Raw genomic sequence first — 15,589 nt, forward strand, 5'->3', positions numbered from 1 at the left:
TTCGCCGCCTTACCGGTTCAACGCATCGTAATCATCTTTTGAAGCCGACCGCCACATTTGCGTCACTCCGGTTTTTTCGAGCGCTTTTGCCAATGAAACAGCAAACACACCGGAGATGAGGATGGCGCCAATAAAACGCGCCAGCAAAAAGAGCGCCATATTCCATGGAGCAAGCGCCTCAATATAGCCTTTGTAAAAGTCCATGATGAGCGAGCCGACCGTCGCCCCGACCGCACCGAGCGAGACAACGAACGCATCAAAGCGCCGATAGCGGAAGGCGGCAAAGACAAGCTCGGCCAACAGCCCTTGTACAACCCCGTAAATGAGCACTTCAAGCCCCCATTGCGATCCCATGATCAGCTCGCCGGACGAAGCGGCAATCTCCGCGAGCAACGCCACCCCTGGTTTGCGGATCAACAAATAGGCAAGCGAAGAAGCGATAAACCACATGCCGTAAATGAGTTGATCGAGATGAAACCCTACTGCTCCCACCGCGCTATATAGTGGGCCCCATAATTTGTAAATCACGCCAAAAACAATCGCAATGACGATCGTCGTTAAAATATCCGCCAATTTTAACCCTTTTGCCTTCGCTTCCATCCTGTTCTCCTCCTTGTCTCACGTCAACGGCTTACCGCCAATTCAACCGACGGCCACTGCTCAAGCCGGTACGCCATCTCCCAAAACTCGTACTCATATTCACTGCTGATGAGGAAATGCCGCTTCATCCGATGGCGATCCTCTTCGGTGACCGCGTCAGCGATGGCGTCAAGCCGCGCGATTTGCTCTTCTACAAGTGAGCGGAACCAGTCGGAACTGTAGGTGCTGATCCATTTTTCATAAATCGGATCATTCGGGCGGCACGTTTTCAAACGCTCGCCAATTTCGTAATACAGCCAGTAGCATGGCAAAATGGCGGCGATGACATCACCGAGATGCCCTTCATACGCAGCACGGTACATGTGCGACGTATAGGCGTACGCCGTCGGCGCCGGAATGAACGCCGCCCTCTCTTCCTCCGTAATGCCTAGCAGCTTGGCGAACGTTTCATGCAGCGACAGCTCGGCTTCGCACGTGCTTTGTGCATGGTGCGCCATCCGGGCCGTTGTCGCCAAATCCGGCGATTTCGCCGCTCCGATCGCCTGCACGCGGGCAAAATGGCGCAAATAATAGGCATCTTGCATCACGTAATAGCGAAATTTCTCGCGCTCCAGCGTCCCCTGGCCAAGCTCCTGAACGAACGGATGGCGAAAACTCGCCTGCCAGATTGGATCGGCCGCCTGGCGCAATTGTTTGGCAAATGACATTCGTCCTCCCCCTTTTTGGCAAAATAAAAACGCCGCTTCCTTTGCCCTTGGGCGTAAAGAAAGCGGCGTGGGCATGCGACGACGTTGGCAAGGCAAAGCCTAGCCTTACTGTGCTGCTCCTCCACTTCCCTACGCTGGCATTACCCAGATCAGGTGCTAAGGGTCTCAAAGGCACACTTTGATCTCAGCCTTTCTAAAGGCCCCCCTAGTGGATGATGATGGTGCAATTTTCAGTTTTCTTTACCACTTATCATACCACGACGGCGGCGGTTGTCAATCTTTTTTTCGCCGACGTTGCGCCGCACGTTTCAATCCGCTATGATAAAAACGCAGCAATTGACGATTGGATGGGAGTGGAAACGATGGCGAAAGTGATCCTAAAACGGAAACGGAAAAAACGACTTGAGCAAGGGCACCCATGGATTTTTCAAAGTGAAGTCGACCGCATCGAAGGCGATGTAGCGCCGGGCGACTTCGTTGACATTTACAATCATCAAGGGTATTGGCTGGCGAAAGGATATATCAACCCTGCTTCGCAAATCATCGTCCGCGTCTTGACACAAAACCCAAACGATGAACTCGATGAGCGCTTTTTCATCGACCGCATCCGTCAGGCGTGGGCGTACCGTGAACGGATGATTCCCGGCGTTCGCTCCTGCCGCGCCGTCTATGGCGAGGCCGACTTTTTGCCCGGATTGATCGTCGACAAATATGAAGATGTGCTGGTTGTGCAAATTTTGGCGCTCGGCATGGAAAAACGGAAAGACTGGATCTTGCGCGGCTTGCTTGACGTGTTTGCCCCAAGGGCCATTTATTTGCGCAACGATGTATCTGTTCGGGAGCTTGAGGGTCTCAAACAAGAAAAAGGCTTTTGGTACGGGGAATCGGAAACTGAAATCGAAATTGAGGAAAACGGCGTGAAATACATCGTCGATATTGAGAACGGGCAAAAAACGGGCTTTTTCTTCGACCAACGGCAAAACCGCGCTGCCCTTCGTCCGCTCATCGGTCCGGAGACGACGGTGCTCGACTGCTTCACCCATACCGGCTCCTTTATGCTGAACGCTTGTCTGTATGGAGCAAAACATGCTACTGCCGTCGATATTTCTGAACATGCCATCGAGACCGCGAAACGGAACGCTGCGTTAAACGGATTCACGAACGTTGAATTTGTCGTCGCCAACGCCTTCGACTATTTGCGCGAGTCGGTGCGCGCTGGCAAACAGTGGGATGTCGTCATCATCGACCCGCCGGCGTTCGCGAAATCGGCCCATGCCGTCCCGAAGGCGCTGCGCGGCTATAAAGACATTAACTTAAACGGTTTGAAGCTTGTCAAAGACGGCGGCTTTTTCGTCACATCAAGCTGCTCGTACCACGTCCGCCCGCACCTATTTCAAGAGATGATTGCTGATGCGGCATTTGACGCGAAAAAAGTGCTTCGTCAAGTATATTGGAACGGCGCCGGCTACGACCACCCGAAACTCCTTGCCGCGGAAGAAGGCGACTACTTAAAATTCGCCATTTACGAAGTGTATTCCCGGCGGTGACGAGCCGCGCTCAAAGGCCGTTTCGATGCGCCTCTGGGCAGAAAAAACGCCTAGGGGCTATCCCTAAGCGTTTTTTCGTTCCCTGGGGCGAAGCGATTGTTTTTTGTGCAAAACCGACAAATAGACAAGCATCGAAAGGAGCACCGAACCGCTAGCAGCTAAATAAATGCTCGGATAACCGAACCAATGGCTGATTTGCCCAAACACCATCGCCCCGACGCCGACCCCTAAATCAAAAAATGAGAAAAATGTCGCGTTCGCCATTCCCTTGCGGTGGGCAGGAGCCCGCTCGACCGACCACGCCTGCAGCCCCGGCTGCACCATGCCAAAGCCGAAACCGTACAGCACCGCCGCCAAAAGCAACGCCCATTCTCCCGGCAGCCAAGCGAGAAGAAGCATCGCCAACAAAATCAGCCCCGCGCCAGGGAGAAAAACGGCCCGATGCCCTTTTCGGTCATACAACTGGCCAGCGAACGTTCGCGTCACCATCAAGGCAAGCGCATAAAGCAAAAAGTACAGCTGCAGGCCACCGATCTGTTTTTGCGCCGTATACAAAGGCAAGAACGAGGCGATGCCGCCGAACGTCACCGTCAAGAAAAACAACAATACCGACGGAGTCAAGGCACTTTTTTCGTACAAATCCCATTTATTCATTCCTTTGCCATGCACGGCTTCCGCTTTTTTATACGTAATCGCGGCGGCAAACAGCACCGAAGCCACTCCAAGCGCTGCACAAATGGCAAACAGATGGCTAAACGAAATCATGGCGGCAAGCACAAGTCCAAGGGACGGACCAAACGCCAAGGCGATATTCCCAGACAGCCCGTAATAGCCCATCCCTTCCCCGCGTCGGCTCGCTGGAATGATGTCCGTCGCCACCGTTCCGGATGCGGTTGTCGAAAACCCCCAGCCGATTCCTTGGACGATCCGCATCAAAAAGAGAAGGAAAATGCTTGAGATCAAGCTGTAGGAGCCGACAGAAATGACGAAAATGAGAAGCCCTAATAAAAACACAAACCGGCGCCCTTTCGTCTCAAGCGCATGGCCGGCGAACGGACGGACGATGAGCGCCGAAAACGTAAACACGCCGACGACAACGCCAATCAGCTGATCGTTGCCGCCCAAATGCTCGACAAACAGCGGAATGGTCGGCAGCGTCATTTGAAACCCAAGAAACACAAAAAAATTAGCCAAACAAATCAAAACGAAATCTTTCGTCCATATTTTTTCTTTTTGTTCTGCAATAAGCGGCTGCTGCTCCGCTCCCATACCGATCCCCCTTGCGAACTATGTATTTCGTGTCCCTTAATATTTGTTAGTATAACATAATCATATGCCGCCATTTAAGCAAAATGCTATTTCATTGTTCTCCCGGCAGGATGACGACAAAACGGCCGCCCAGCCGACAGGGTTCCCGGTGTTGTTTGCGCAGCATCATCCTTCCATTGTGCGTAAGAAAAAAGCCGCCGAAGAATCGGCAGCCTTTACCATCCTTTTCGTTTGCGCAACGACGTAATTTGCGCGGTATGATGTTTCCCATGCCATGCATACAACGCGGTCAATACATACAGAGGCATCTCACCAACCGCCCCTTCCGGCCGAACGGTTCGGTGAAAATCTGCTTCCGTCATCGATTCAAGCAACGCCGTCCATCGCGCATGCAGCCCGTCAAGCATTAAAAGCGACGGTTCAATGGGCAACGAGCGGGCATCAACTGTTTTCGCCCATTCGCTTTCTGCAAACGACTTCACCGTCGGGCCGTCTTCCGTCATCCCCCATTTCGTGCGCAAAAACGCATTCATGCTTGCATCAGCCAAATGATGGACGACTTGGGCGACCGTCCAGCCGCCGGCGCGGTACGGCGTGTTCAGCTGTTCATCGTTCAAGCCGGAAACAGCGGTTCTTAAGGCGTTCGGCAACTCGCGCACAGCGGCGATCCATTCTTGCACTTCCTCGGAGCGAAACCGCTCCGGCGCTTGAAACGTTCCGATCGGGTAGCGAATCGGATCGACCGTTGCCATGTTGATCATCTCCCTTCCGTATTCATTCATTCCACACGGAAAGGCCAATTCCTTCTTATTCTTTCCAGATGTATACGCGCGCCTCGTACGGCTTCAACTTAAAGCGCGTTGCGTTTTGATGCGGACGAACCGGGTAGTTCGAGAGCGCCAAATCGCTTGACTGAAGGCGGAAGCCGTCATAGTGGTAAAACGAAGGTCGATCGGATACATTGACAATGACAAGCGCCCGATCGCAGCCGAGCGTTCTTGTGTACGCATAAATGGATGGGTGGTTTTCCAAAAGCAGATCGTACGTTCCGTAAATAAACAGCTCGTTCGCTTTCCGAAGCTGAATCATTTTCCGATAAAACGACCACACCGAGTTCGGGTCGCGCCGTTCGGCCTCGACATTGATCGTACGATAATTTTCGTTCACTTTGATCCATGGCGTACCTGTCGTGAATCCAGCGTTCGGGGCATCAGACCATTGCATCGGGGTGCGCGAGTTGTCGCGCCCGGTTTTCCAAATGATCTTCATCACTTCCTCATGCGTCCGGCCGTTCGCCCGTTCGAGCTCATACAGACGCAAGGCAGCGACATCGCGGTAGTCGCGAATGTCGGAAAATTGCACGTTCGTCATCCCGATCTCCTGCCCTTGGTAAATGAACGGCGTCCCTTGCATGAAAAAGTAGAGCGCCCCGAGCGCCTTCGCGCTTTCCGCCCAATACTCGCGGTCGTTTCCCCATGTCGACACCGATCGAGGCAAGTCGTGGTTTTCCAAAAAGAGCGCGTTCCACCCACGGTTTTCCAATCCTTTTTGCCATTTCGTCAACGTCCGCTTCAACCGGCGGACATCGATCGAACCATCCGCTCGCCTTTTCCATAGCCCTAAATGCTCGAACTGAAAAATCATATGAAATACGCCGTTTTCTTCTCCGACCCATTGTTCGGCCTCATCAACCGTTACTCCATTCGCCTCGCCGACCGTCACAATGTCATACCGCGCAAACGTTTGCTCTTTCAACTCTCGCAAATACTCCATAATCCCCGGCTGGTTCATATGGGCGGCAAACGACGGCACATACTTCAACCCTTTCGGATTCGGAAGATCAGGAAGGCCTGGCTTTTTCTTAATATGGGAAATCGCGTCGATGCGGAATCCATCGATGCCTTTATCCAGCCACCAGTTGACCATCTCGTACAACGCCTGGCGCACTTCGTGGTTTTCCCAGTTCAAATCGGGCTGTTTCACATCAAAAATATGCAAATAGTACTGCCCTGTCTGCTCGTCATACTGCCATGCCGAGCCGCCAAAAATGCTTTCCCAGTTGTTCGGCTCGCGCCCATCCTTGCCGTCGCGCCAAATGTACCAGTCGCGCTTTGGATTGTCCCGCGATGAACGCGATTCAATAAACCACGGATGCTCATCACTCGTATGGTTGATGACCAAATCCAAAATGATTTTCAACCCGCGCCGATGCGCTTCAGCAAGCAATTCATCGAAGTCGTCCATCGTTCCAAACTCGTCCATAATGGCATAATAGTCGCTGATGTCATATCCATTATCGGCGTTCGGCGATCGGTAAATCGGACAAATCCAAACGATGTCAACCCCTAGTTCTACCAAATAATCCAATTTTTCTCTGATGCCACGAAGATCGCCAATGCCGTCGCCATTCGCGTCCATGAAACTACGCGGATAAATTTGGTAGGCGACGCCCTCTTTCCACCACGCTTTTTTCACCGCAGTTCCTCCTCTGTGCACACGTTTTCACTATTAACTGTACACTATATTGGTGCGGCAAACAACTTCTCTTTTTCTCAAAAAAACAGCCGTCTGGCGGAGCTGCACGCTCCTGCCAAACGGCTGGGATGGATCAACTTGTTGCGCGGCCCGCTTCATAAATTTTTAAATTGTGATACACCGCCTCAAGCAGCGGAGCCTTGATGCCCCACCGCTTCGCCAACGTCAACAAATACCCCTGCAGATGGTCGGCTTCGATGAGTTGCCCTTTTTCCATATCACGCTGCATGGACGATTTCATCGTCGGGGCGATTTGCTCCAGCTGAGCACGCTGCCGTTCAGCCATTTCATCCGTCAACTGCGCCCCATGTGCCTGAATGATCGTTTTGATTTCTCGAAACAGCCGATCGATGATGACGCTCCCGTACTCGCCGGAACGAATCGGCCCGATCGGGGCGCGGAACAGCGTCGTCACGCCCGACATCGTCGCAATGAACAAATATTTATTCCACATATCAGCGGCAATTTGTTCACTTAGGCGAAAACGAGCATTGGCGCCGGCAAACAGCGATTCGAGCAACTCGACTCGTTCAGTCCGTCCTGCAGGCCATTCGCCGAAACGCACCTCATGCACCGGGCTCGTTTGGATGATCTCCCCTCTCTCGTTTAGCGTCGTTTCGATAAAGCAAAGCCCGCCTAAGACATTCTCTCGGCCGAACGCTCCCCACAACGCATCCATATGAGCCATGCCATTTAGCAGCGGCAAAATCATCGTTTCCTTGCCGACATATCGTTTGGCGTCGGCGATGGCACCGTCTAAATGGTACGCTTTGCTTGAGAACAAAACGAGATCAAACGGCTCGGCCGATTCGCCAGCAACAAGCAATTTCGGCGCCAATACCGCATCACCATGGACGCTGTGGATGACAAGTCCGTATCTCTCCAATTCCTGTTTTCTCCGCTCGCGGACAAGAAACGTTACGTCCACCCCTTTTTCAAGGAGACGGCCGCCGAAATACCCACCGACCGCTCCCGCTCCGACAAACAGAACGCGCATCGTATGTACCGCTCCCTTCTCCACTGAGGGTTGATCCAACGCTCCCAACGTTTTTCGCAAAAACCATGCCGCCAACCGAACATTTTCCCTATCGATGATGAACAAGAAGAAAAAAGGAAGAAGGGGACGCGCCCCTCCTTCCTTCCCGGCCGCTAGCAGCAACGCGACACTTTGCCGCCTTTGGCATTGTAGCGCGCCTCTTGCGCCTCGCAGAAAAACTCTTTCCGCGACTTGATCGGCTCGCCAGGATGATGGGTTTTCATATGCTCCACATATTTTTCATAACTCGGCACGCCGACAAGCAAGTCAAGAAACTGTCGGCGATAAGCCAAAACGTTTTGCAGCCATTTAGGCATAGTGCTTCGCTCCCTCTCCATTGCGCGGCACATACGGCGCTTCCTTGAGCGGCACATGTTTGTTTTGCAACACTTTGATCCAGATGTTCAACGCCGAGATCAACATCGCAATGACAACGAGCATGAAAATCGCGCACAATGTCGCATCAATGTAGTCGTTCATAATAATTTGCCGCATTTGCGCCTCATTCGTTGCCGGCGCTAAAATTTTGCCTTGGCTCAAGCTGTCTTGGAACAGTTTCGCATGCGACAAGAAACCAATTTTGACATTTTCATGGAACAGTTTTTGATACCCAGCCGTCAGCGTAACGACAAGCAGCCATGTCGTCGGCACGAGCGTCACCCAGACATACACCTTTTTCCCCATTTTGAACAGAACCGTCGTAGCAAACAACAAGGCGATGCCAGCCAACATTTGGTTGGCGATGCCAAACAGCGGCCATAGCGTGTTGATGCCGCCGAGTGGGTCGACGACACCTTGGTACAGGAAGTAACCCCATGCCAGTACGCAAAGGGTCGTGGCGATCAAGTTCGAGACAAGCGAATCCGTTTTGCCGAGCGGTTTATAGAACATCCCCATAATATCCTGGATCATAAAGCGGCCAACGCGCGTGCCGGCGTCAATGGTCGTCAAGATGAACAGCGCTTCAAACAGGATGGCAAAGTGATACCAGAACGCCATAAGCGCCTTGCCGCCGATGACGCTTGATAAAATGTGCGCCATCCCGATCGCCAACGTCGGCGCCCCGCCCGTGCGCGACAACACCGTTTGCTCGCCGACGTCTTTCGCCAGCTGCGCAAGCATATCCGGCGTGACGGTGAAGCCCCATGACGATACCACTTTTGCCGCCTGCGCCACATCGGTTCCGATGACAGCCGCCGGGCTGTTGATGGCAAAATACGCCCCTGGCGTCAAGACGCAAGCCGCCACCATCGCCATGACAGCGACGAACGACTCCATCAGCATCGCACCGTAGCCGATCGGCCGCGCATGGCTTTCACGCTCAATCATCTTCGGCGTTGTGCCGGATGAAACGAGCGAGTGGAATCCAGACACCGCGCCGCAAGCGATCGTAATGAACAAGAACGGGAACAGATTGCCGGCAAACACCGGCCCAGTGCCATCGATAAATTTCGTCACCGCCGGCATTTGCAAGTCCGGCATGACGACGAAAATGCCAAGCGCCAGTCCGACGATCGTGCCGATTTTCAAGAACGTGCTCAAATAGTCGCGCGGCGCCAACAACAGCCATACCGGCAGCGCCGAAGCGACAAAGCCATAAATGATCATTAAGATGGCGATCGTTTCCCCTTTTAGCGTAAACATCGCCGAGAGCGTCGGGTGCTCCGCGACATATTGCCCGACCACGATCGACAAAATCAACAGCACAAATCCTCCAAGCGACGCTTCAGCAACGCGCCCCGGACGGATGAAGCGCATGTAAATGCCCATCAAAATCGCAATCGGAATCGTCGCGGCGATCGTAAACATCCCCCACGGGCTTCCGATAAGCGCTTTCACAACGACGAGCGCCAACACAGCCAATAAAATAATCATAATGCCCAAAATACCAAGCGCTGCGATAAAGCCCGTCACCGGACCCATTTCCTCTTTAATCATCTCGCCGAGCGACTTCCCGTTGCGGCGCATCGAAGCAAACAAAATCACAAAGTCTTGCACCGCTCCGCCGAGCACAACGCCGATCACAATCCAAAGCGTCCCCGGCAAATACCCCATCTGCGCGGCCAAAATCGGCCCGACAAGCGGTCCAGCGCCGGCGATGGCGGCGAAGTGATGCCCGAACAACACCCATTTGTTTGTCGGAACATAGTCTTTTCCGTCATTGAACACTTCCGCCGGCGTTTTCCGGTTATCATCAAGACCAAACACGTTGCGGGCGATAAACCGGCTGTAAAATCGATAGGCGACCGCATAGGTGCAGACGGCAGCGACGATCAACCACATGGCGTTGACCGACTCGCCGCGGCTTAAAGCCAAAATGGCAAACGCTGCGGCCCCAAGGACGGAAATCAGGCCCCATAACAAAATCGATTTTAGCCCTTTCACACGGCTTCCTCCTTTTTGATTTGTCAAAATTCTTTACGCTATTATTATATTCATTATTCTAAAAAATTTAAAGTATTTTTTCATCTTCAGCTAATGTATGGTTTGGTTCGATAGGGAGGTTTTTCTGCATTCCTATTTCACAAAAGTATAAAACAAGTCTTTGGCGCAAAAAATGTAATTGCACCCATCGGCTTAACCAGCAACTGACCAATGAAGCATCCATCGATTGTCCTCAGCTCCATCTGACGGTGCAACGGACGAAGCAACGATCAACTAATATTATCTCAGTAAAGGGTTCGAGAAGGTGAAAGCGATCGAAGCGTTGTTATGGAGCATTGCTTTGCCTGGATTTGGGCAACTGTTGAACAAAAAATATATAAAGGGAATTTTGTTTATCGCGTTGGAATTTGTGATTAACACCCAATCCCGATTCAATGAAGCCATCCGCCTCAGCTTTTTGGGACGTACGGATGAGGCCGCCCGCATTGTCGATATCGGATGGCTGATGTTTTATCCATGTTTATACTTTTTTGCCATGTGGGATGCGTTTAAAGACGCTGGCGGCGGGCGAACGCCGTACTCATTTTTGCCGTTTGTCGTCTCCGCCTACTTTGTGACGGTCGGCTTGATGTATTCATCGCACGTGACGATCGACAGCGTGTTGTTAGGGCCGATTTGGCTGCCGATCTTATGTGTCATCCCCGGGCTTTCCATTGGGTGGCTGCTGCAATTTCTGCTGCTGAAATGGAAATAGCCATCCACTTAGCGATGGCTCCCAACACAAAAGCCGCCAATTATTCATTGGCGGCTTTCGGTTGCGGCTCTTTGGCGCTTTTTCGTTTTCTCATCGCTCCCGCCGCAATGACAACCACAACAACGAGCAGCTCAAATCCATACTTCACGACAGGGTTAGCAAAATACGCCTTTAAAAACGGCTCATCGACAATCATTTTCGCCGCCGTCCAGGCGAGGACTCCAGCTCCGATCGTAATGATGATGGGGAAACGCTCGATCCATTTTAAAATGAGCGTACTGCCCCACACCATGATCGGAACGGAGATGAGCAACCCGAGAACAACAAGGAGAAAACTTCCATGCGCCGCACCAGCGACCGCCAATACGTTGTCCAGCCCCATCAACGCATCGGCAATAATGATCGTGCGGATCGCCTCCCATAAACTTCCCCCAGCTTCGACATCGTCGTGGCTCTTTCCCTCGATCAACAGCTTATAGGCAATCCAGACAAGCAACACGCCACCGACAAGCAAGAGGCCCGGAATTTTCAGCAGCCAGACAACGAAGATCGTCGCCAACGCCCGAATGACAACGGCGCCGACCGTCCCCCAGACAACGGCCTTTTTTTGCTGGTGTTTAGGTAAGTTGCGGGCCGCAAGTCCGATGACAATCGCATTATCCCCTGCCAACAAAAGATCAATAATGACGATCGACAGCAACGCCGTCCAAAACTCTGCTGACAACAGATCCATGGAGGAATCCCCCTTTACAGATTATATTTTTCTTTTAATGAAATCGGAGCCATCTTCATGATTTGCTGCAAAATAAATAGGAAGACGGCCAAATCATCGATCAAACCAAACAACGCCAGCCAATCGGGAATGAGGTCAAGCGGCAGCGCTATATACAAAAGCAGCAAACCGAGGGAAAACAATTTTTTTCGCCTTGGCACTTCATGTGAAACGAAAAATTCGAACAAAAACGGAAGAAAGCGCCGGACATGAATGATGAAGCGGAGCCGTTTCCACCATTTGTGCATGCCATCCCCTCCACTTTTTGTTCTTTTGAAACCGAACCTATCTTCCTTTACGATTATCTTCCCCCCTTTTGTTTCATGAAATGAAAGAAGGCCCTTACCATCCTTGGTAAAGGCCTCCATAAATAAAATAGACCTTTACCAACATCGGTAAAGGTCTCGCTAACAACGTCGCCGTTGCCAACAAAGCCGAGGGTGTGCACCCTGAACTGACGACTTTGCTGTTAAAGCTACTCCCCTTTAACAAAACGATATCGCTTTGTTCAACTTTATCATATTCAATGTTGATACGCCCTGTCAATCCATTTGTGCCGAAGCATCACACAAAAAAGGCGATGTTTCCACGCCGATCAAGAGCCAACATGGTGTTGCACGTTTGACGTCTCCCATTTTTCGCCTTACTGCCCAGCGGTGAATTTCAGCCCTATGATCCCAACGAGGATCAACACTAAAAAGGCGATCCGCGGCGCGTTGACAGGCTCATGTAAAAACAGCATGCCGATGACGACCGCCCCGAGCGCTCCGATTCCCGTCCATACCGCGTAGGCAGTGCCGATGGGCAATGTTTTGGTGGCCATCGATAAAAAGTAAAAGCTGGCGACCATCCCTAAAACGGTGACGACAGAAGGCCAAAGGCGAGTAAACCCCGCCGTATATTTCAGCGCAATGGCCCAAACAACTTCAAATACGCCGGCGACAACTAAGTATATCCACGCCATGTTCCATTCCTCCTTTCGAAAAAGAAAAAAGCCGTGAGAAATATCAACATGATACTCCTCCCGGGCTTTTGTCCCTCCGTGCACGCGGCGATGCCGCGCGTTTTCTCTCGGTCGCAGGCCGGCCGCAAAGCAGCCGCGGAACCCTAGAAAACCTGTTTCTTCGTTTTTCCGCTGTTATTGTACCATGTTTGTGGCCAATCGGCTACTGATTTGACCATCGTGCCGCTGGCATAGCAAGAAAGCAGATGGGACATTCCCACCTGCCTCATACGGGATCGTTATCCACATCGCTGTACGACTCAATCGCTTGATCGAGCGCCCGATAGGCTTCAGCGAAAGCGTTCGTCGCCGATTCATCTCCCGCCTCGGCAAGCTCCATTCGCGCATTGCGCGCGTGAGTCACCGCACGGATGACATCCTCAATCATTTGTCGTTTTTCTCCGGCGTTCGCTTTCAACTGTGCAAGCTCATGGAGCGCCCCGTCCAGGTTTGTCGAGCGCGGTTCGCCAAACGCCTGCTCGAGCTGTTCTTTTACCCGTTGCAACACTTCTTTCATGATCACCCATCCTTTCTTCACGTCTTGTCATCCGCTAGTGTGGGCGATTGGCGGCAAACTATGCATTGCTAAGACGCTGGCATTGTGTTTATTCATTTACGTGCACATCTCTCCAACCAGCCCAAAACGCGGCGATGATCGACAGGGCGACGATGATCGCCGCCGCACATGACCCAAAAGCTTGCCTCCCCTTTCCGTCCCGTATTCCTTTGATGGACCCTTTATGGCGGCAAACAAAAAAAGCAGGATGTCCCTGCCTTTCGTCATCACAAATATTTTCGATGCACCGTCTTCCCGTCATACGTAAACAACATCGGCTTTTCCTCGACGACCGTCTCCATATGGACCGGACGGCCCCACAACTGATAAATGTATGGGAGCACTTTTTCTAAATACTTCAGATCGAGTTCAATCCCTTCATACCAATGTTTTAAATACAACTCTCCGTTGCGCATATAATCGCCGTCATTGACCGTGATATACGGGAATCCGCCGTTGACCCGCATGCTGACGAGTTGGTCGCGGATATGCTCCCAGTTTTTGTCGACGATTTTATATTCTTTTCCTTGTTTCTGGAACAAATACATATCTTCGCGCATGACGAGCTCTTTCGTCAAATAGTTGCGCAGAAACGAAATGTCCGACTCCAGTTCGCGAACTTCAAAAATTTTCGCCCGCCCCGACCCCGGCTTGACGCCGTATTTTTTCATCTCTTCGGTCGGGTTGTTCCAACGCTCTTCAATGTCTTCGAAAATTTTCAACCCCAAATAGTAGGGGTTAATGCCCGTGCGCGACGGCTGCACGACGTTGGCGTTCAGTTTCGCAAATTCAATCGCCTCATCGCTCGTCAAGTCCATCTCTCGCAAAATGCGCTGATGCCAATACGTCGCCCAGCCTTCGTTCATGATTTTCGTCTCGAGTTGGGGCCAAAAATAAAGCATTTCCTCACGCATCATCGTTAAAATGTCGCGCTGCCAGTCCTCAAGCTCACGGCTGTATTCTTCAATGAACAACAGCACATCTTTTTCCGGCTGCGGCGGGAATTTGCGCCGTTTTTTTCGCGGCGGCGTTTTCAGCTTGTTTCGCTCGTCGAGCGACCATAAATCATCGTACGGCGTCGATGTTTTCGGAGGCTCTTCCTCTTCGTACACTTCCGTATCTTCCCACGTCCATGACAGCTTCGGCCGCAGGAGCGAGGGGTCGATATGCTCTTGAATAGCCAAAACAGCATCCAAAAATTTTTCCACTTCCAATTTTCCGTATTGATGTTCATAATGCTTGATCCGCTCTGCTGTTGCCGCCATGCTTTCCACCATATCGCGCTTCGTGTTGCTGAAGCGGACGTTGTTTTTGAAAAAGTCGCTGTGCGCCAACACATGGGCGACGATCAGTTTATTTTGGATCAGCGTATTCGTATCAAGCAAAAATGCGTAGCAAGGATCCGAATTGATGACGAGTTCGTAAATTTTGCTTAGCCCTAAATCATAATGGAGCTTCATTTTGTAAAACTGTTTCCCAAAGCTCCAGTGGGAAAATCGCGTCGGCATTCCATAGGCGCCAAACGTATAAAGAATGTCCGCCGGGCAAATTTCATAACGCATTGGATAAAAATCAAGGCCAAATCCTTCCGCAATTTCCGTAATCTCCGCAATGGCCCGTTCCAGCTCTTTCAGCTCGTCCTGCCGCATCACAATCCCCCCTTTTCTCCTTTATCACAATGTATGAGGGAAAGGACATTTTGATACGTTCAATCACCGACGCTTTCCCATCTTGCGTCGCCTCCCATTTCCATTCGGCGTTGAATGGATTATAATGATAATGATTTGGACACGACATCGCAGCAAAGCGTGGTGATCATTTGCAACATTATTTGCATCATCTTATCGAACACTTCGGCTACATCGGCATTATGGTCGCGCTGATGCTTGGCATCATCGGGCTGCCGATTCCGGACGAACTGCTGTTGACCTATGCCGGCTATCGCATCTCAACCGGCGCTTTTTCGTATCCACTCGCCTTTCTTGCGTGCTGGATCGGCGCCATAGCGGGCATTTCGCTTAGCTACGTTCTCGGGATTACGCTCGGGCTGCCGTTTTTGCATAAATTCGGTCCCAAGCTCCATCTTACGGAGAAGCGGCTCGAGCAAACGAAAGCGCTGTTTGCGAAACTCGGCCCAGCGGTATTGTTCATTTGCTATTTCATCCCCGGCGTTCGGCATCTCGCCGCCTTTTGGGCCGGCATGAACGCCTACAGTTGGAGAAAATTTGCTTTGTTCGCTTACAGCGGGGCCATGATGTGGGTCGCTGTCTTTTTGACGATCGGCGCCTATTTCGAAAGCCGCTGGATGGCCGTCAAGCAGTACATCCATGCCTACCGCCCATTCTTATTTCCTGCCTTTCTAGCCGTTCTCAGTTTCGCCATCTTCTATTGGTACATCCAACAAAAACGAAAAACACCGGAATAA

Annotated in this window: 16 protein-coding genes, 1 pseudogene and 2 riboswitches; of the genes and pseudogenes, 3 read left to right on the forward strand and 14 right to left on the reverse strand. The window is 51.7% G+C overall.

The features are described from left to right. Window positions 1-9 precede the first annotated feature (9 nt). Together N685_RS0102235 and tenA are read right to left on the reverse strand one after the other, a co-directional pair. Window positions 10-600, reverse strand: coding sequence for an ECF transporter S component (locus N685_RS0102235; RefSeq protein ID WP_031405504.1), 591 nt, complete (start codon window positions 598-600; stop codon window positions 10-12). A 23-nt stretch (window positions 601-623) separates the two neighbouring features. Further along, entirely contained in the window at window positions 624-1,307 is a 684-nt protein-coding gene (gene tenA / locus N685_RS0102240; protein ID WP_031405506.1) for a thiaminase II, read from the reverse strand. 109 nt (window positions 1,308-1,416) lie between these two features. Further along, window positions 1,417-1,524, reverse strand: a riboswitch (TPP riboswitch). A gap of 145 nt (window positions 1,525-1,669) precedes the next feature. On the opposite strand from tenA, the gene N685_RS0102245 reads away from it, so the two are divergent. Next, complete coding sequence (locus N685_RS0102245; RefSeq protein WP_031405509.1) at window positions 1,670-2,854, forward strand: class I SAM-dependent rRNA methyltransferase; 1,185 nt, start codon at window positions 1,670-1,672, stop codon at window positions 2,852-2,854. A gap of 63 nt (window positions 2,855-2,917) precedes the next feature. Here the strand turns inward: N685_RS0102245 and N685_RS0102250 are convergent, their stop codons facing one another. From N685_RS0102250 to N685_RS0102275, 6 genes are all read right to left on the reverse strand, one after another. Continuing rightward, a complete protein-coding gene (locus N685_RS0102250) occupies window positions 2,918-4,123 on the reverse strand; it encodes an MFS transporter (protein ID WP_031405511.1) in 1,206 nt (401 codons plus the stop codon). Window positions 4,124-4,338: 215 nt separating this feature from the next. Continuing rightward, the gene (locus N685_RS0102255) at window positions 4,339-4,875 is read right to left on the reverse strand and encodes a YfiT family bacillithiol transferase (RefSeq protein WP_031405513.1); all 537 of its coding nucleotides are present in this window, start codon (window positions 4,873-4,875) and stop codon (window positions 4,339-4,341) included. 55 nt (window positions 4,876-4,930) lie between these two features. Beyond that, window positions 4,931-6,598 (reverse strand): glycoside hydrolase family 13 protein, encoded by a 1,668-nt coding sequence (locus N685_RS0102260; protein WP_031405515.1) that lies wholly within the window; start codon window positions 6,596-6,598, stop codon window positions 4,931-4,933. Window positions 6,599-6,731: 133 nt separating this feature from the next. Next, on the reverse strand, window positions 6,732-7,655 hold the full coding sequence (locus N685_RS0102265; protein ID WP_031405517.1) for a ketopantoate reductase family protein: 924 nt from the start codon (window positions 7,653-7,655) through the stop codon (window positions 6,732-6,734). A 152-nt stretch (window positions 7,656-7,807) separates the two neighbouring features. Continuing rightward, on the reverse strand, window positions 7,808-8,011 hold the full coding sequence (locus N685_RS0102270; protein ID WP_011230117.1) for a YbdD/YjiX family protein: 204 nt from the start codon (window positions 8,009-8,011) through the stop codon (window positions 7,808-7,810). Continuing rightward, complete coding sequence (locus N685_RS0102275; protein ID WP_031405519.1) at window positions 8,004-10,079, reverse strand: carbon starvation CstA family protein; 2,076 nt, start codon at window positions 10,077-10,079, stop codon at window positions 8,004-8,006. The genes N685_RS0102270 and N685_RS0102275 overlap by 8 nt, the downstream gene beginning before the upstream one ends. Before the next feature lie 304 nt (window positions 10,080-10,383). On the opposite strand from N685_RS0102275, the gene N685_RS0102280 reads away from it, so the two are divergent. Next, window positions 10,384-10,833 carry a hypothetical protein gene (locus N685_RS0102280; protein ID WP_031405520.1) on the forward strand — a complete coding sequence of 150 codons (450 nt, stop codon included), beginning with the start codon at window positions 10,384-10,386 and terminating at the stop codon, window positions 10,831-10,833. Between the two features lie 40 nt (window positions 10,834-10,873). Here N685_RS0102280 and N685_RS0102285 read toward each other — a convergent pair whose 3' ends face one another. The 6 genes and pseudogenes from N685_RS0102285 to N685_RS0102305 form a co-directional block, all read right to left on the reverse strand. Further along, window positions 10,874-11,566 carry a TerC family protein gene (locus N685_RS0102285; RefSeq protein ID WP_031405522.1) on the reverse strand — a complete coding sequence of 231 codons (693 nt, stop codon included), beginning with the start codon at window positions 11,564-11,566 and terminating at the stop codon, window positions 10,874-10,876. A gap of 14 nt (window positions 11,567-11,580) precedes the next feature. Then, window positions 11,581-11,853, reverse strand: coding sequence for a DUF1232 domain-containing protein (locus N685_RS0102290; protein ID WP_031405524.1), 273 nt, complete (start codon window positions 11,851-11,853; stop codon window positions 11,581-11,583). Between the two features lie 395 nt (window positions 11,854-12,248). Next, window positions 12,249-12,569 (reverse strand): quaternary ammonium compound efflux SMR transporter SugE, encoded by a 321-nt coding sequence (sugE, locus tag N685_RS0102295; protein ID WP_031405526.1) that lies wholly within the window; start codon window positions 12,567-12,569, stop codon window positions 12,249-12,251. Between the two features lie 55 nt (window positions 12,570-12,624). Further along, window positions 12,625-12,727, reverse strand: a riboswitch (guanidine-I (ykkC/yxkD leader). Window positions 12,728-12,834: 107 nt separating this feature from the next. Further along, window positions 12,835-13,125: a hypothetical protein gene (locus N685_RS0102300; RefSeq protein WP_031405528.1), complete on the reverse strand. Its 291-nt coding sequence runs from the start codon at window positions 13,123-13,125 to the stop codon at window positions 12,835-12,837. 88 nt (window positions 13,126-13,213) lie between these two features. Next, window positions 13,214-13,291: pseudogene (locus tag N685_RS20250) on the reverse strand (cytochrome bd oxidase small subunit CydS); the annotation flags it as partial. A gap of 100 nt (window positions 13,292-13,391) precedes the next feature. Continuing rightward, window positions 13,392-14,813 carry a SpoVR family protein gene (locus tag N685_RS0102305; RefSeq protein ID WP_013523016.1) on the reverse strand — a complete coding sequence of 474 codons (1,422 nt, stop codon included), beginning with the start codon at window positions 14,811-14,813 and terminating at the stop codon, window positions 13,392-13,394. 170 nt (window positions 14,814-14,983) lie between these two features. Here N685_RS0102305 and N685_RS0102310 point away from each other — a divergent pair, with 170 nt between their 5' ends. After that, the gene (locus tag N685_RS0102310; protein ID WP_031405531.1) at window positions 14,984-15,589 is read left to right on the forward strand and encodes a DedA family protein; all 606 of its coding nucleotides are present in this window, start codon (window positions 14,984-14,986) and stop codon (window positions 15,587-15,589) included.

Source organism: Geobacillus vulcani PSS1 (genome assembly GCF_000733845.1).
Taxonomy (GTDB): Bacteria; Bacillota; Bacilli; order Bacillales; family Anoxybacillaceae; genus Geobacillus; species Geobacillus vulcani.